The sequence below is a fragment of the Gordonia sp. 34D genome (genome assembly GCF_056682775.1).
Map to the genome: position 1 here is coordinate 2,488,362 of NZ_CM155293.1, position 14,092 is coordinate 2,502,453.

Sequence of the window (14,092 nt, forward strand, 5' to 3'; positions counted from 1 at the left end):
GATACAAGACGGGCGAATGCCCGACCAAAGACACCGACGAGGGAGTCAAGAGAAATGACTGACACCGGAATCCGGGAGATCGACACGGGCACGCCCCCCGCGCGGTTCGCCCGCGGATGGCACTGCATTGGACTGGTTGACGAATACAACGACGGCGAAACCCACTCGCTTGAGATCTTCGGCACCAAACTCGTCGTGTGGGCCGACCGCGAAGGCCAGATCCACACGCTGGACGCCTACTGCCGGCACATGGGTGCCGACCTGTCGATGGGCACCGTCAAGGGCGATAACGTCGCCTGCGCTTTTCACGGCTGGGAGTGGAACGGCAAGGGTCGCGCCGCCAACGTGCCCTACGCGAAGCGTCACCCCAAGCTGGCCAAGACCCGCACCTGGCCGACCATGGTCCGTAATGGCCAGGTCTTCGTCTACAACGATCCCGAGGAGAACGCTCCGTCGGACGACATCGTGATCCCCGAACTCGAAGAGTTCGGTCAGGACCAGTGGACGGGCTGGACCTGGAACAAGATCGTGATCGAGGGCTCCAACTGCCGCGAGATCATCGACAACGTAGTCGATATGGCGCACTTCTTCTACGTGCACTACGCACTCCCGGACTACTTCAAGAACGTCTTTGAGGGCGAAATCGCCGCGCAGTACATGAACAGCCACGGCCGTCCCGACGTGGGCATCTCGACCGCTTACGGTGACACCCGCCTGGAATCGATCGCCGCGTATTACGGCCCGTCGTACATGTTGAACCCGATGGTCCAGTACTACGGCGACTACTCGATCGAAACGATCCTGACCAACTGCCACTACCCGATCAGCGAGAACTCGTTCGCGCTGATGTTCGGCGTGATGGCGAAGGTGCCCGAGGGCCTCAACGCCGATCAGGCTCAGGTAATGGTCGAGAAGATCACCAAGGGCGTCGAGGTTGGCTTCCTGCAGGACGTCGCGATCTGGAAGCGCAAGACTCGCATCGACAACCCGCTGCTCGTCGAAGAGGACGGCCCCGTCTACCAGCTTCGCCGCTGGTACGAGCAGTTCTACGTCGACGCCGCCGACGTCACCGAAGAGATGACCGGCCGCTACGAGTACGAAATCGACACCGAGAAGGCGCTCGAAAGCTGGGGCGTGGAGGTTGCGGAAAACCTCCGCGTCAAGGCTGAGAAGGAAGCTGCCGAGAAGGCCGCCGACTCCGAGGGTGCGTCAGTCTGATGACTCGCGCCGACGAACGCGACGCCGCAGGTGCGGGCTGGGCCAAGGCTCCCGCGTGGGCCAATGACCCGGACCGCGCCGCGGAAGTCGCTGCGGCCACGGCCCGCGACCGTCGGCATTACCTGTCCGGCGGGATGACCGAGCTCGAATGTCGTACCTGCCACGCCCAGGTGATGGTCAAAAAGACCGGCGCTCACCACACCAGCGTGCAGTGGAATGAGCCCGCTCTGGAGCAGTGCGTCGAGATCTCCGCGATTCTCGCCGACGGTGGTCGTGCCGCGTTGCTGCCGACTTGCCCCCGGCTCTCGGCAAGCATCGATCACGGTGTTGCCGAAGGCATCATTCCCAACGAATCCCCCGCCGAAGACCCCGACGGCTACTGGTGACTTAGGTCGAAACAACAAAGCTGGGCCGCCACGGACTTCCCGTGGCGGCCCAGTTTTGCGTTCTCGCATGATGCGTCGATTCCCGCACTACGTCTGACATAGTGCGGGAATCGACGCATCATGCGAGAACGACGGGGCGGGGCGAAACTACGCATTTGCCGTCGACACGTCCGCCGTGATCGACAAGGATTGGACCCGACATCCATTTCCGCGAATGCCACGCAATCGAAAGAAAGATCGTCATGCCCGCCTACTCCGCAGTTCCCGGCGCCCCCGTCTGGTTCGACCTCATGACCAGTGACGTGGACCGCGCCACCGACTTCTACGGCACCCTCTTTGGCTGGACCACCGAAGAACCCGCCGCCGAGTTCGGCGGCTACCGAAACTTCCAGGCCAACGGCAATCGAGTTGCCGGCCTGATGCCGATGGAAGGCAGCGACACCTCCCCCACCAATGTGTGGTCGGTGTATTTCCGCAGCGATGACGCCGCAGCCACCACCGAAGCCGTCACCGCCGCTGGTGGTGGCGTTCTAGTGCCACCGATGGCAGTCGGAGACATGGGCACGATGGCCGTTTATGCCGATCCGGTCGGCGGCGTCTTTGGCATTTGGCAGGCCGGGACGCACCCCGGATTCGTCGAACGGGGCGACGTCGGGACGCCCTACTGGTTCGACGAAATGTCTATGAACTACGACGCATCAAAAGACTTCTACCCCAAGGTTTTCGAGTGGGAACTGGAAGAGATCGGCGGCGGCGACGCCGGTCCGGGACGGTACGCCCAAATCATGGTCGGCAGCGGCGATGACCGCGAAGGCACGGCCGGACTCATGGACGCTGCGGGCATGATGGGCGACGACCACCCGTCGTTCTGGCAGGTGTACGTCACCGTCGCCGACGTTGCCGCAACCCTCTCCCAGGTCAGCGAACTCGGCGGGTCACTCCTGATGCCACCGGACGACACTCCCTACGGCGTGCTCGCGTCGTTCAAGGATCCGATGGGTGCTGCCATCTGTATCGCCAGCCCACCGGCGGGCATGTGAGTTCCCTGCTCTAATGAAGCCGTGACCACTTGGGCTGAACAGGGAGAACTCTTCGACCAGATTCTGGCACCGGCCGCCGTAGCCATCGTCGCAACCGCGGATCTCGCGGGCACCGTGCTCGATGTCGGCTGCGGTACCGGTGCCCTACTGGAGGCGACTGTCGACGCGGGCGCAAAGGCCGTCGGGGTCGACATCTCACCGGAAATGCTCCGGGTGGCCGAGCGACGTGTTCCGCAGGCGATCACTGTTCTCGGCGATGGGCAAACTACCGACCTATCGCAGTACGTCGGTGCGGGTTTCGATCGACTTGTTTCCCGCTTCGGCGTCATGTTCTTTGCCGATCCGACCGCCGCCTTTGCCAACCTGCGGCGCTTCGCCGCCCCCAGCGCCACCATGACCTTTGTCTGCTGGCGCGACGATCAACCCAATCTGATGTTCACGTTGGGCACTCGGATCCTGGCCCCGAACCCGCCACCTTCGGGAGTTCCGGGGCCGATGGCCTTTGCCGACGCCGATCTACTGCGGGGCTATCTGTCCGACGCCGGTTGGCACGACATTGTCATTGATCGGTTCGAGTTCGTCAGTACTTATGGCACTCCGGAGGGCCATGGCACCACCACCGACGGCATCGAAGAACGACTGTCGGTGATCGGCGCGACCGGAAATACCGATGTCGACGACGAGACGCTGGCACGGATGCGCGCCGACATTGCGACGAGCATGGTCGACGGCGTTGTCGCGCACCCCAATTACTGCTGGTTGGTAACCGCGCGGGCATAACCGCCACTTACCGTCGATGCGTGTACCCGCCAAGTTGACAGAATCTCCCACGGAGCGGGATCGTTGCAGATGAGTGGTCGCCAGATGCGCGACCATGCACTTTCAGTAAGAACGTGTCCTAGTTTAGGCTGAAGTGAAACACGTTCTACTTTTGCGTGGAGATCACGCAGAGCGCAGACCGAAGGGAACAATATGACCGCCGCCGCAGAACCGGGTGCACAAGAGTCAGCGACCGCTGACTCGAACGCAGAAACGTTCGACGTCGTCGTCGTCGGTGCCGGAGGCGCAGGCCTTGCCGCCGCACTGACTGCCGCCAACAAGGGACTCAAGACCGTCCTGATCGAGAAGTCCCCCTACTGGGGCGGCTCCACCTCCCGTTCGGGCGGTGGCGTCTGGATTCCGAACAACTCGGTGCTGAAGCGCGACGGCGTCCAGGACACCCCCGAAGAGGCCCGCAAGTACGCGCACGCCATCATCGGCGACGCCGCGCCCGCCGACCGCATCGATACCTACATCGATCGCGGCCCCGAGGCCCTCGACTACCTGATCGCGCACTCGCCGCTCGAGCTCGAATGGGTCAAGGGCTACTCCGACTACTACCCGGAGGCACCCGGCGGTCGCGCCATGGGTCGCTCGGTGGAGCCGAAGCCGTTCGACGCCCGCGCTCTCGGTGCCGACCTGGACACGCTGCACCCGCAGTACACCAAGGCCCCGCTGAACATGGTGGTCTTGCAGTCCGACTACCGCTGGCTCAACACCGGCATGCGCAACTGGCGCGGACCGGTCCGCATGGCCAAGGTCGGCATGCGTTTCTTCTGGGCTCGCCTGCGCGGCAAGAAGATGATCGCCATGGGTGCCGCTCTCGCCGCTGAACTCCTGCTGGGCTGCCGTCAGGCTGGCGTCGACATTCGCCTCAACACCCCGCTGACCGGTCTGGTGACCGACGACAAGGGTGACGTCGTTGGCGTCAAGATCGGCGGCACTGAAGACGCTCCGGCTTCGACGATCAACGCCCGCTACGGCGTGATCCTCGGCAGCGGCGGCTTTGAGCACAACGCCGAGATGCGCGCGAAGTATCAGCGCGCCCCGATTGGCACCGAGTGGACCACGGGCGCACCGTCGAACACCGGCGACGGCATCAACGCGGCCATGGAGGTCGGCGCAGCTGTCTCGCTGATGGACGACTCGTGGTGGGGTCCGACGATCCCGCTGCCCAAGGGCCCCTGGTTTGCCTTGTCGGAGCGTTCGGTTCCGGGCACCTTCATCGTTAACGAGCGCGCCGAGCGCTTCATGAACGAGTCGCTGCCTTATGTTGAGGCCGTTCACCAGATGTACGGCGGCAAGTTCGGTCAGGGCGAAGGCCCGGGCGAGAATGTGCCCGGCTGGTTGATCTTCGATCAGCGCTGCCGCAACCGCTACTTGTTCGCTGGCCTCACCGCACGCCAGCCGCTCCCGAAGAGCTGGCTCAAGTCCGGTGCCGTCATCAAGGCCGCCTCGCTTGACGAGCTCGCCGAGAAGACCGGTCTGCCCGCCGACAAGTTGAAGGCCACCACGGACCGCTTCAACAACTTTGCTCGTACCGGCGTCGACGAGGACTTCCACCGCGGCGAAAGCTCGTACGACCACTACTACGGCGACATCAACAACAAGCCGAACCCGAGCCTCGGCGTCGTCGATGAAGGCCCGTTCTACGCGTGCCGCATGGTCCCCGGCGACCTCGGCACCAAGGGCGGCATCAACACCGACGTCGCCGGTCGTGCATTGCGCGCCGACGGCAGCATCATCAACGGTCTGTATGCCTCGGGCAACACCAGCGCACCGGTGATGGGCCACACCTACGCTGGCCCCGGCGCCACCATTGGACCCGCCATGGTCTTCGGTTACCTCGCCGCCCTGGACGCCGCCGACAAGGCTAAGAACGCCTCAGCCGCCAAGACGGGAGCCTGACATGCCTATCGATCCCTCGATTGCCGTAGGCGCTGACCTCGGCGAAACCACGTTCTCGTGGACCCCGCGCGAGGTGGCGCTCTACAACCTCGCCGTGGGCGGTGCGCACGACCCGATGGACACCGTCGGCCTGCAGTATGTCGACGACGTGAACCCCAAGGTGCTGCCGTCGTTCGCAACGGTCGCCGCGACCTTCAACGCCACCGAGGCACCGAAGGTGGTGTTCCCCGGTGTCGACATCGACCTGTCGAAGGTGGTGCACGGTGCCCAGCAGGTGCGCGTGCATCGTCCGCTGCCCGCATCTGGCACGGCGACCACCCGCACCAAGATCGCTGAGGTGCAGGACAAGGGTTCGGCCGCCGTCATCATCCAAGAGTCGGTGACCGTCGACGCTGCGGGTGACCCGCTGTGGACCGCACGCTCGTCGATCTTCGCCAAGGGTGAGGGCGGCTTCGGCGGCGACCGCGGTTCGTCTACCAAGGTGAATCTGCCTGATCGCGGCGCCGATCACGAGATCCTCGTTCCCACGCACCCCAATCAGGCCCTGCTGTACCGCCTGTGTGGCGACCGCAACCCGTTGCATAGCGACCCTGAATTTGCGTCGAATGCTGGCTTCCCGCGCCCAATTCTGCATGGTCTGTGCACCTACGGAAGCGTGTGCCGGGCCGTCGTCGACGACATTTTCGCCGGTGACGTGGCTGCGGTCGCAGATTACGGAGTGAGCTTTGCCGGAGTTGTGTTCCCCGGTGAGACATTGCGGGTCCGAGCCTGGGAAGATGGCGATCGACTGCTTGTGGCCACCACCATCGTCGATCGTGACGATGCACCGGCCCTGGGCAATGTCGTCTTCATCAAATCCTGACGAAAGGCCGTAATGACCGCCTCCCTCCTGCCCTCACTCGACGCCAACCGCGAAGCCATGGCGTCCGATTTCGCCGACGTCATTGACGCGGAGGTGAAGAAGCAGTCCGGGCTGTCGGGCACCGCCATCAAGGCCGCCTACGGTGCCGCATCGAAGTTCAAGCCGGGTGTGGTTCAGACTGCGACGAGCAAGATGCTGCCGGACTTCCTGACGGCCCTGTCGCCGTTCTGGGATTCCAAGCCGGCCGGTGTGGCCTTCGGTGATCACCTGGCAGCCAATGGCGATGCTGTCGCCGAGGGCCTGCTGGCTGTTACCGATGGCCAGGCCGAGAGTGCGCCGTCAGTGCTGGCGAAGGCGTACAAGAGCATTCGCGGCAAGGCCAAGAATTACGTTGTCGACGCACTCGTCCCGGTGGGCGCTGTGGTCGAGAAGTACGCCGGATAGTTCACTGTGAGTTCGCGAGCGCGGTCTGATCGGAGTGGTCAGACCGCGCTTGCTGCTATCAGCAGGAGAACGGTCATGATTCCGATGAGGACCGCGACCATGGCGAGCAACCGCCAGATGTGGATTCGGCCCTGTTGGGAACGCGATGAGAGCTGGTTGGCAGTCATGTTTGATCAACTTTCACTCGAACGTGATTTGTTGTCCGTGTGACTAATGTGTCATAAGTTACAAGAGAAGGCGATGAACTAACGATGCGTGTCGGAAGAACTCCCAGTGACGAAAAGGCCGCGGCAGAGCCCGAAAGCACCGGCGAATCGAGCACGACCTTCCGGACCGCCTGGCTGATTCTGGTCGCGTGCGTCGCCGTGAGCCTCGTGGTCGCCGCGATGGCGGCCCTCAACACGGCTCTCCCCGACATTGCCCGCGCCACCGGTGCCACGACCGGGCAAATGACGTGGATTATCGACGGCTACACGTTGGTGCTGGCCGCACTCCTCCTGCCAGCGGGCGCCATCGGCGACCGCTTCGGGCGGCGTCCCATTCTGATGGTTGGCGTCATCATCTTCGGCCTGGGCTCCCTCGCCGCCATCTGGGTCGACTCCCCGACCGAACTCATCATTACTCGGCTCATCGCCGGTGTCGGTGCGGCGATGATTATGCCCGCAACCCTGTCGTTGATCACCGCGGGCGTGCCGCGCGAGAAGCGGGCCATCGCCATTAGCATTTGGGCGGGCGTGGCCGGCGCGGGTGCCATTCTGGGATTCTTCGTCACCGGGGTGCTCCTCGAGTACTTCCACTGGCATTCGGTATTCATTACCTTCGCCGCATCGTCCCTGCTGATCCTGCTGCTGACTTTCACGATCGGCAATTCGAAGGACGAGCACCCGGGGGCGTTCGACATTGTCGGATCGCTGACTTCTATGACGGCGATCGCGGCGGTCGTCTTTGGGCTCTTGGAAGCCCCGCACCGCGGCTGGACTGATCCGTTGATCCTGCTGTGCCTCATCGGTGGCGTCATCTTGATTGGCGCGTTCATCCTGATTGAGCAGCGCCGCGAATCCCCACTGCTCGACGTCGACCTGTTCCGCAACCGCGCTTTTGCGGCCGGATCACTGTCGGTCGGCTTGCAGTTCTTTGCCTCGTTCGGCGTGTTCTATCTGCTGCTTCTGCAACTGCAGTTGGTGTTTGGCTACTCGGCGCTGAAGTCGGCGGTCGCACTGTTCCCGATGGTGATTGGTGTTGGCGTTTTCGCGATGATCGGTAACTGGGTGGCCGTGCGGTTCGATTCGCTGCGGTTTGTGCTCGCCACCGGTATCGCGATTGCCGCGCTGGGCGTGCTCGCTATCGGCATCATCGACGCCGACGTTTACTGGAAGCTCGGCACCATGCTCGGCATTTGCGCCGTCGGCATTGGCCTGGCGACCGCGCCGTCCACCACGGCCATCATGTCGAATACGCCGCTGGAGAATCAGGGGGTTGGGTCGGCAGTCAACGACACTGCCCGCGAACTCGGCGCGGCCATCGGTATCGCCCTCGCTGGAAGCCTGCTTGCCGCTGGTTACTCCAAGCGCATCGAAGGCACCGCCGACCTGGTGCACTCGCAGTTGTCGGCCGTCGACCCCGCCGCCGCCGACCAGGCCGCCGATGGTGTGCGAAGTTCGCTTGCCGGGGCGGTCGAAGTGGCGAGCCAACTGCCGCCGCAGGGTGCTGCCCTCGCTGACCAGATCACCGCTGGAGCCACCGCAGCCTTCATGCCGCCGCTGCAGACGGCCTGCCTGGTGCTCGGTTCGGTGCTACTCGCCGGTGCCATCCTCCTCGGCTGGTTCGCGCCCCGCGAGGTTATTGCACCGGAGGATGTTTAGCCCCGCAGCTTTCGCATTCCCGACCGAAAGGACAAGACTAACCACCATGCGCATCCCCTTCCTGAAGCAACCGCCGCAGGTCGACGTCGCCGGTTCCACCATCGCCATTACGGGCGCGGCCCGCGGTATCGGTTTCGCCATCGCGACCGACCTGGTGGCCCGTGGGGCCCACGTCGCGATCGGCGATATCGACGCCGAGGCCGCCCAGCGTTCGGCAACCGAACTCGGTTCGGGCACTCGCGGCTACGCCCTGGACGTGACCGACGATGCCTCTTTCAGCACGTTCCTCGACCAGGTCGCCCAAGACTTGGGCCCCATTGATGTGCTGGTCAACAATGCTGGCGTGATGTGGGTTGGCCCGTTCGACGCCGAACCTTCCGTTGCTGCCGAGCGGATGGTCGCGGTGAATCTGCTCGGCGTGATCCGCGGCGTACGACTGGCCGCACCAACCATGCGCCGGCGAAGGCGCGGGCAGATAGTGACGGTCGCGTCGGCGGCCTCGCGGTTGGCACCTCCCGGCGAATCGACGTACGCCGCCACCAAGCACGGCGTCCTCGGCTACCTGACTGGCGTGCGCGAAGAACTGCGCGGTTCGGGCGTCGACTTGTCCGTCATCATGCCGACGGTGGTCGATACTGAGCTCGCCGCGGGGACCGCTTCCGGCTCGGTGAAACTTCTCTCCCCGAGCGAGGTCGCCTCGGCTGTCGTATCCGCGATCGGATCTCGCCGCTTCCAGGTGTGGGTACCGGGCAATGTCGGACCACTGGTCGCAGTCTCGGGCATTCTGCCGCAATCCCTCCGCGACCGCGTCCTCCGCTTTGCTGTCCCCAATCAGGTTGCGGCAGTGGCCGGTTCATCGGAGCGCGCCGACTACGAACAGTCCTTGACCGATCCCCAAGACATTTCCACTCCCCCGATCTCCGAGTAAGCGGAGCCCATCGAGGAGCGCCAGCCTACGTGCGTCGCGCCGCGTAGACCTCTTCGTACCGGATCTTGGCGGCATCGGCGAGGACTCGCTGACGCGCGGTAAGCGGAGAGTCGCCGAGTCCGTTCTTCCGGAGCCGGACCACCCGGTTTTGCTGCATGTACGAGGCGGAGAAGATTCCTGCCAGCAGCACGGCGAGCAGCACCATCAGCAGTCGGATCCACACCGCCCCGTCGAAGGCGAAGTACATCGCCAGGTAAAGCGGCAAAAACGCGATCTGCGTGCGGATGAGGTGACGCGGCACAGCCATGGGTCCGGTCAGGTCGTTGCGGACCCATTCGCGTTTAGATTCGGGAAGCGCCGCCCCGTAGACATACTTGATCCACTCGATCGGATTCGGTCGAACGCTCATTGGTTCCCACTCCCAGTTTGGCAACTCTGAATTTAGATCGTGCACTATTCAATATCGTCCAATCTAGTACACGATTCGATCGTGCGCTACTTAGTTCCGCGTAGACTTGGTCGCATGACCGCGATCACTGGGAACCCCCTCCTGCTGGAACGCCAGGTGTGCTTTGCTCTCGCCTTGGCCAATCGCTCGGTGCTTCGCGTCTACCGACGACTACTAGAACCTATGGGGCTGACTCACCCGCAGTACCTGGTGATGCTCGCGCTTTGGGAACACGCACCGCTTCCGGTCAAGGAGATCGGCAACCTGCTGCAACTCGACTCAGCCACCCTCTCGCCGATGCTCAAGCGATTGGAAGCCGACGGAGTCATTGAACGTCGACGCAGCGACAACGACGAGCGCAGCGTCGAAATCCACCTGACGACCAAGGGCCACGACCTTCGTAAGCAGGCACTGAAGATTCCCGAGCAGGTTGTCGACGCCCTGGGCGGCGACCTCCCCCTCCTCGAAGAACTCCACGCCGTCCTCACCAAGGTCAACACCGCCGCCGTCGCCTCCGAAAACCCCTAACCCCCTTCCCCTTTTCTGTCACAAAACGACCCAACCATCACGAAACAGCCCGATCGGTGACGGTTGTGCGGTTTCGATCCCCGTCGACGTGACAGAAAAGGGGCGGTGGCGGGCCGAAAACTCGCGTGACGCGCCGCGGTCACTCCCGTAGGGTGGCCGCTATGGAGATTGAGGTCGACAGAATCTGACGCTGTGCCCACGGCACCCGTCTGTCCAATTCCCTCTCGCTTGTTTCAAAGGATCTCTCCATGTCCGCACCACATTCCACGGCATCTGTTGTGCTGCACGATGTTTCGTTCTCCTGGCCCGACGGCAGCACCGCCCTCATCGGGGTCGACGGCGCATTCAACCCGGGCCGCACAGGCCTGGTCGGCCGGAACGGCTCCGGTAAATCCACCCTCTTGAAGTTGATTGCGGGAGTGCTGACCCCGTCGTCCGGCCGGATCGAGGTATCGGGCGACGTCGGCTATCTCCCCCAGGATCTGACCCTCACCGCCAGCACGACTGTCGCCGATCTTCTGGGGATCAGCGATGTCATTTCAGCGCTGCGAGCCATCGAAGCTGGCGACGCCGACCCGAAATACTTCGACACCATCGGCGACGACTGGGACATCGAATCCCGGGCCGACGAAAGCCTCAGCCACATCGGGTTCTCCGCCGCCGACCTCGACCGCAGCGTCGCCGAGCTCTCCGGCGGCGAGGCAATGTTGGTGGCCGTTTCCGGACTACGGCTGCGCCGTACCGCAGTGACCCTGCTCGACGAACCAACCAACAACCTCGACCGCCCAACGCGTGCCCGCCTGGCCACCATGGTCGACGACTGGCCCGGCACCCTGATCGTGGTGAGCCACGACGTCGAGTTGCTGGAGCGGATGGACAATACTGCCGAACTGCACGGCGGCCGCGTGGAGACCTTCGGCGGACCGTACAGCGAGTGGATGGCCTATCTCGAGCGGGAGCAGGCCGCCGCCATCCAGGCCGCGCGGACCGCCCAGCAGACTCTCAAAACGGAGAAGCGCCAGCGTATCGAGGCCGAAACTAAACTCGCCCGACGGGAGCGCACTGCGAAGAAGACCGCGCGAGAAGGCGGACTCCCCAAGATCATTCAGGGGATGCGAGCCAACGCGGCCCAAAACTCGGCAGGCTCCCTGCGCACCGGGCTCGACCAAAAGGTCGACGCCGCGCAGTCGGCACTCGACGCGGCCGACGCCCGGGTCCGCGACGACGACCACATCAACCTCGACCTCCCAGACCCCGCTGTGCCGCGCAGTCGGCGGATCGCCGAGTTCACCGACGGCACCCGCACCATCGTCGTGCAAGGGCCCGAACGGGTCGCGATCGTCGGACCAAACGGGTCCGGCAAAACGACCCTCGTCGAGCAGATGCTCACCGGCGCGGAGCCCACTCCGGGACGTCCCCGCGGAACGCTTCTCGCCGAGCCCGCCGGCTATCTGTCGCAGCGGCTCGACGGCCTGGACGAGGACACGAGTGCCGTCGCTAACGTGCAGGCAGTGGCACCGAATGCCGATTCCGGGACGATCCGGAATCACCTGGCGCGTCTGCTGTTGCGCGGTGCGGCCGCCGACCGCCCGGTATCAACGTTGTCGGGCGGCGAACGGTTCCGCGTCTGCTTGGCGAAGCTCCTCTTCGCCGAACCCCCATCGCAGGTCTTGATCCTCGACGAGCCGACCAACAACCTCGACATTGCCAGCGTCGACCAACTCGCCGAGGCCCTGAACACCTACCGTGGAGCACTGATTGTCGTGAGCCACGACTTCGCCTTCTTGGACAAGCTGGGCTTGGACACTGTTGTAGAGCTGACGTCCGATGGCCAACTCCGCCAGCACGCGGAACTACCCGTTTAGACGTCGACGGTTTTGATTTGCGTTGCGACATGCCGCGTGGAGCGGCATGTCGCAACGCAAATCGGATTGGCACCTGCAGGTCTCGATGCGATCAAAAACGTCCGCCGCGTCGCACCCCTAACGGGAGCAACGCGGCGGACGTTGTTGATCAGCTAGCTGCTAGACGCTGACGCCTTCAGCTGCGGTCGACTTGGCCCACTTGTAGTCGGCCTTGCCTGCCGGGGTGCGCTTGACCTCTTCGACGAAGACGACGGTCCTGGGGACCTTGTAGCCGGCGAGGGTCTTGCGGCAGTGGTCCTGGATGTCCTCAAGCGACGGCTCCTCGAAGCCCTCGTTCAGGGAAGCGACAGCTGCGACGCGCTGGCCGAACTTGGGGTCCGGTGCCGGAACGACGAGGGCGTCGGAGATTGCCGGGTGCGCGTGCAGTGCGCCCTCGACCTCTTCGGCGTAAACCTTTTCGCCACCGGTGTTGATGCACTGGCTGCCGCGACCGAGGAAGACGATGGCATCGTCTTCGCGGACGTAGCCCATGTCGCCGAGGACCGAGATACGACGACCGTCAGCCATGGTCGGGAAGGTGCGCGCGGTCTTCTCCGGGTCACCGTAGTAGCCGAGCGGGATGTTGCCGATACGAGCGATGTGACCGACCTCGTTCGGGGTCGTGATCTGCTCGAACTGCTCGTTGACGACCATCATGCGCGGGTTGGCCGGCACGTACAGGTTGCCGTTCTCGTCGAGCATGATCTCGCCGTCGTTGCCCGACTCCGAGGCACCGAAGTTGTCGCGCAGCATCAGGTCCGGCTTCACCGCGAGCATGCGGTCGCGGACGCTGTGGCTCCACAGGGCGCCACCGGAAGCGATCGAGAACAGCGTCGAAAAGTCGGCGGTGTCCTTCTGCTTTTCCATCTGCTCGGCCAGCGGCATGCCCATGGCGTCGCCGACGATGAGGACCATCTGGGTGCGGTCGCGACCCAGGTTGCGGACGATCTTCTCGGCGTCGAAGTCGCGCTCCAGGATGAGGCGACCACCGAGGGCGATGAACGTGAACAGCGAGTACGACGCTGCGCCGTGCATCAGCGGAGCCGCGACGAGGAAGGCCAGCGACGGGAAGTTCTTCACTTCCTTTTTCAGGTCCTCGTAGTCCTCACGCGGCGGTCCGTAGGGGTTGCCGCCCGAGATCGGCTTGCGGAAGAAGTCGTCGTGCTGCCACATGACGCCCTTGGGGTAGCCGGTGGTGCCGCCCGTGTAGATCAGGTACAGCTCTTCGCCGTTGCGCTCTTCAAAGTCACGCTCGTCGGAGAGGTTCTTGTAGTCGTCGAAGCTCACGACGCCAACGGTGCGGCCTTCGAGGGCAGCGGCAGCCTCGGTCAGTTCGGGGACGATGTCGCCCATGACGAAGACGGTGCGGACCTTGGGCAGCTTCGGCAGCAGGTTCGCGACGCTGATCTGGTGCTCGGGCAATTCAACGACGATGGCGGCCGAATCGGAGTTCGAGAAGATGTACTCAAGCTCGGCGTCGGTGTAGCGGTAGTTCACGTTCACCGGGACGGCACGGACCTTGATGAGGCCGACCAGCGAAGTGACGTGCTCGACACTGTTCTTGAGGAACAGGGCGACGTTGTCGTCCTTGCCGAGGCCGTTGGTGGTGAACAGGTGCGCGACCTGGTTCGACAGCTTGTCCAGATCGGCGTAGGTGATGTCCTCACCTTCCCAGGTGAGGGCTGCGCGCTCGGGTACCGCGTCGACAACAGACTCGAAGACGGTGGCGAGGTTGAACTTCATCT

Annotated in this window: 14 protein-coding genes; 11 read left to right on the plus strand and 3 right to left on the minus strand. The window is 63.8% G+C overall.

Features of this window, described 5'->3' with window-relative positions; all coding sequences use genetic code 11:
* The first annotated feature begins 54 nt into the window (after positions 1 to 54).
* The 7 genes from AC1L34_RS11540 (at position 55) to AC1L34_RS11570 (ending at position 6,677) form a co-directional block, all read left to right on the plus strand.
* Entirely contained in the window at positions 55 to 1,218 is a 1,164-nt protein-coding gene (locus tag AC1L34_RS11540; protein ID WP_424296146.1) for a 3-ketosteroid-9-alpha-monooxygenase, oxygenase component, read from the plus strand.
* Positions 1,218 to 1,604, plus strand: coding sequence for a hypothetical protein (locus tag AC1L34_RS11545; RefSeq protein ID WP_424296148.1), 387 nt, complete (start codon positions 1,218 to 1,220; stop codon positions 1,602 to 1,604). Before AC1L34_RS11540 ends, AC1L34_RS11545 begins: the two co-directional genes overlap by 1 nt.
* Before the next feature lie 242 nt (positions 1,605 to 1,846).
* Positions 1,847 to 2,644 (plus strand): VOC family protein, encoded by a 798-nt coding sequence (locus tag AC1L34_RS11550; RefSeq protein ID WP_424324151.1) that lies wholly within the window; start codon positions 1,847 to 1,849, stop codon positions 2,642 to 2,644.
* Positions 2,645 to 2,665: 21 nt separating this feature from the next.
* Complete coding sequence (locus AC1L34_RS11555; protein ID WP_480034798.1) at positions 2,666 to 3,424, plus strand: class I SAM-dependent methyltransferase; 759 nt, start codon at positions 2,666 to 2,668, stop codon at positions 3,422 to 3,424.
* Between the two features lie 192 nt (positions 3,425 to 3,616).
* Complete coding sequence (gene kstD / locus AC1L34_RS11560; RefSeq protein WP_424296152.1) at positions 3,617 to 5,371, plus strand: 3-oxosteroid 1-dehydrogenase; 1,755 nt, start codon at positions 3,617 to 3,619, stop codon at positions 5,369 to 5,371.
* Position 5,372: 1 nt separating this feature from the next.
* Positions 5,373 to 6,233 carry a MaoC/PaaZ C-terminal domain-containing protein gene (locus AC1L34_RS11565; RefSeq protein ID WP_424296153.1) on the plus strand — a complete coding sequence of 287 codons (861 nt, stop codon included), beginning with the start codon at positions 5,373 to 5,375 and terminating at the stop codon, positions 6,231 to 6,233.
* Positions 6,234 to 6,245: 12 nt separating this feature from the next.
* Positions 6,246 to 6,677, plus strand: coding sequence for a DUF6918 family protein (locus AC1L34_RS11570; RefSeq protein WP_424296154.1), 432 nt, complete (start codon positions 6,246 to 6,248; stop codon positions 6,675 to 6,677).
* Positions 6,678 to 6,715: 38 nt separating this feature from the next.
* Here the strand turns inward: AC1L34_RS11570 and AC1L34_RS11575 are convergent, their stop codons facing one another.
* A complete protein-coding gene (locus AC1L34_RS11575) occupies positions 6,716 to 6,844 on the minus strand; it encodes a hypothetical protein (RefSeq protein ID WP_424296156.1) in 129 nt (42 codons plus the stop codon).
* Between the two features lie 84 nt (positions 6,845 to 6,928).
* Between AC1L34_RS11575 and AC1L34_RS11580 the strand changes: the two genes are divergently transcribed.
* Together AC1L34_RS11580 and AC1L34_RS11585 are read left to right on the plus strand one after the other, a co-directional pair.
* Positions 6,929 to 8,539: an MFS transporter gene (locus tag AC1L34_RS11580; protein ID WP_424296158.1), complete on the plus strand. Its 1,611-nt coding sequence runs from the start codon at positions 6,929 to 6,931 to the stop codon at positions 8,537 to 8,539.
* 46 nt (positions 8,540 to 8,585) lie between these two features.
* On the plus strand, positions 8,586 to 9,467 hold the full coding sequence (locus tag AC1L34_RS11585) for an SDR family oxidoreductase (RefSeq protein ID WP_424296160.1): 882 nt from the start codon (positions 8,586 to 8,588) through the stop codon (positions 9,465 to 9,467).
* A gap of 25 nt (positions 9,468 to 9,492) precedes the next feature.
* Here the strand turns inward: AC1L34_RS11585 and AC1L34_RS11590 are convergent, their stop codons facing one another.
* A complete protein-coding gene (locus AC1L34_RS11590; RefSeq protein ID WP_424296162.1) occupies positions 9,493 to 9,876 on the minus strand; it encodes a DUF5313 family protein in 384 nt (127 codons plus the stop codon).
* Positions 9,877 to 9,990: 114 nt separating this feature from the next.
* On the opposite strand from AC1L34_RS11590, the gene AC1L34_RS11595 reads away from it, so the two are divergent.
* Together AC1L34_RS11595 and AC1L34_RS11600 are read left to right on the plus strand one after the other, a co-directional pair.
* Positions 9,991 to 10,443 (plus strand): MarR family winged helix-turn-helix transcriptional regulator, encoded by a 453-nt coding sequence (locus tag AC1L34_RS11595; protein ID WP_424296164.1) that lies wholly within the window; start codon positions 9,991 to 9,993, stop codon positions 10,441 to 10,443.
* A 248-nt stretch (positions 10,444 to 10,691) separates the two neighbouring features.
* Positions 10,692 to 12,308: an ABC-F family ATP-binding cassette domain-containing protein gene (locus AC1L34_RS11600; protein WP_424322279.1), complete on the plus strand. Its 1,617-nt coding sequence runs from the start codon at positions 10,692 to 10,694 to the stop codon at positions 12,306 to 12,308.
* Between the two features lie 159 nt (positions 12,309 to 12,467).
* Here the strand turns inward: AC1L34_RS11600 and AC1L34_RS11605 are convergent, their stop codons facing one another.
* The gene (locus AC1L34_RS11605; protein WP_424322892.1) at positions 12,468 to 14,090 is read right to left on the minus strand and encodes an AMP-binding protein; all 1,623 of its coding nucleotides are present in this window, start codon (positions 14,088 to 14,090) and stop codon (positions 12,468 to 12,470) included.
* Between the last annotated feature and the right edge of the window lie 2 nt (positions 14,091 to 14,092).

What these genes read in the sequence shown, in the direction of transcription:
- AC1L34_RS11540 (WP_424296146.1), top strand. Translation starts at nt 55, where the DNA reads ATGACTGACACCGGAATCCGGGAGATCGACACGGGCACGCCCCCCGCG.
- AC1L34_RS11545 (WP_424296148.1), top strand. Translation starts at nt 1,218, where the DNA reads ATGACTCGCGCCGACGAACGCGACGCCGCAGGTGCGGGCTGGGCCAAG.
- AC1L34_RS11550 (WP_424324151.1), top strand. Translation starts at nt 1,847, where the DNA reads ATGCCCGCCTACTCCGCAGTTCCCGGCGCCCCCGTCTGGTTCGACCTC.
- kstD (WP_424296152.1), top strand. Translation starts at nt 3,617, where the DNA reads ATGACCGCCGCCGCAGAACCGGGTGCACAAGAGTCAGCGACCGCTGAC.
- AC1L34_RS11565 (WP_424296153.1), top strand. Translation starts at nt 5,373, where the DNA reads ATGCCTATCGATCCCTCGATTGCCGTAGGCGCTGACCTCGGCGAAACC.
- AC1L34_RS11570 (WP_424296154.1), top strand. Translation starts at nt 6,246, where the DNA reads ATGACCGCCTCCCTCCTGCCCTCACTCGACGCCAACCGCGAAGCCATG.
- AC1L34_RS11575 (WP_424296156.1), bottom strand. Translation starts at nt 6,844, where the DNA reads ATGACTGCCAACCAGCTCTCATCGCGTTCCCAACAGGGCCGAATCCAC.
- AC1L34_RS11580 (WP_424296158.1), top strand. Translation starts at nt 6,929, where the DNA reads ATGCGTGTCGGAAGAACTCCCAGTGACGAAAAGGCCGCGGCAGAGCCC.
- AC1L34_RS11585 (WP_424296160.1), top strand. Translation starts at nt 8,586, where the DNA reads ATGCGCATCCCCTTCCTGAAGCAACCGCCGCAGGTCGACGTCGCCGGT.
- AC1L34_RS11590 (WP_424296162.1), bottom strand. Translation starts at nt 9,876, where the DNA reads ATGAGCGTTCGACCGAATCCGATCGAGTGGATCAAGTATGTCTACGGG.
- AC1L34_RS11595 (WP_424296164.1), top strand. Translation starts at nt 9,991, where the DNA reads ATGACCGCGATCACTGGGAACCCCCTCCTGCTGGAACGCCAGGTGTGC.
- AC1L34_RS11600 (WP_424322279.1), top strand. Translation starts at nt 10,692, where the DNA reads ATGTCCGCACCACATTCCACGGCATCTGTTGTGCTGCACGATGTTTCG.
- AC1L34_RS11605 (WP_424322892.1), bottom strand. Translation starts at nt 14,090, where the DNA reads ATGAAGTTCAACCTCGCCACCGTCTTCGAGTCTGTTGTCGACGCGGTA.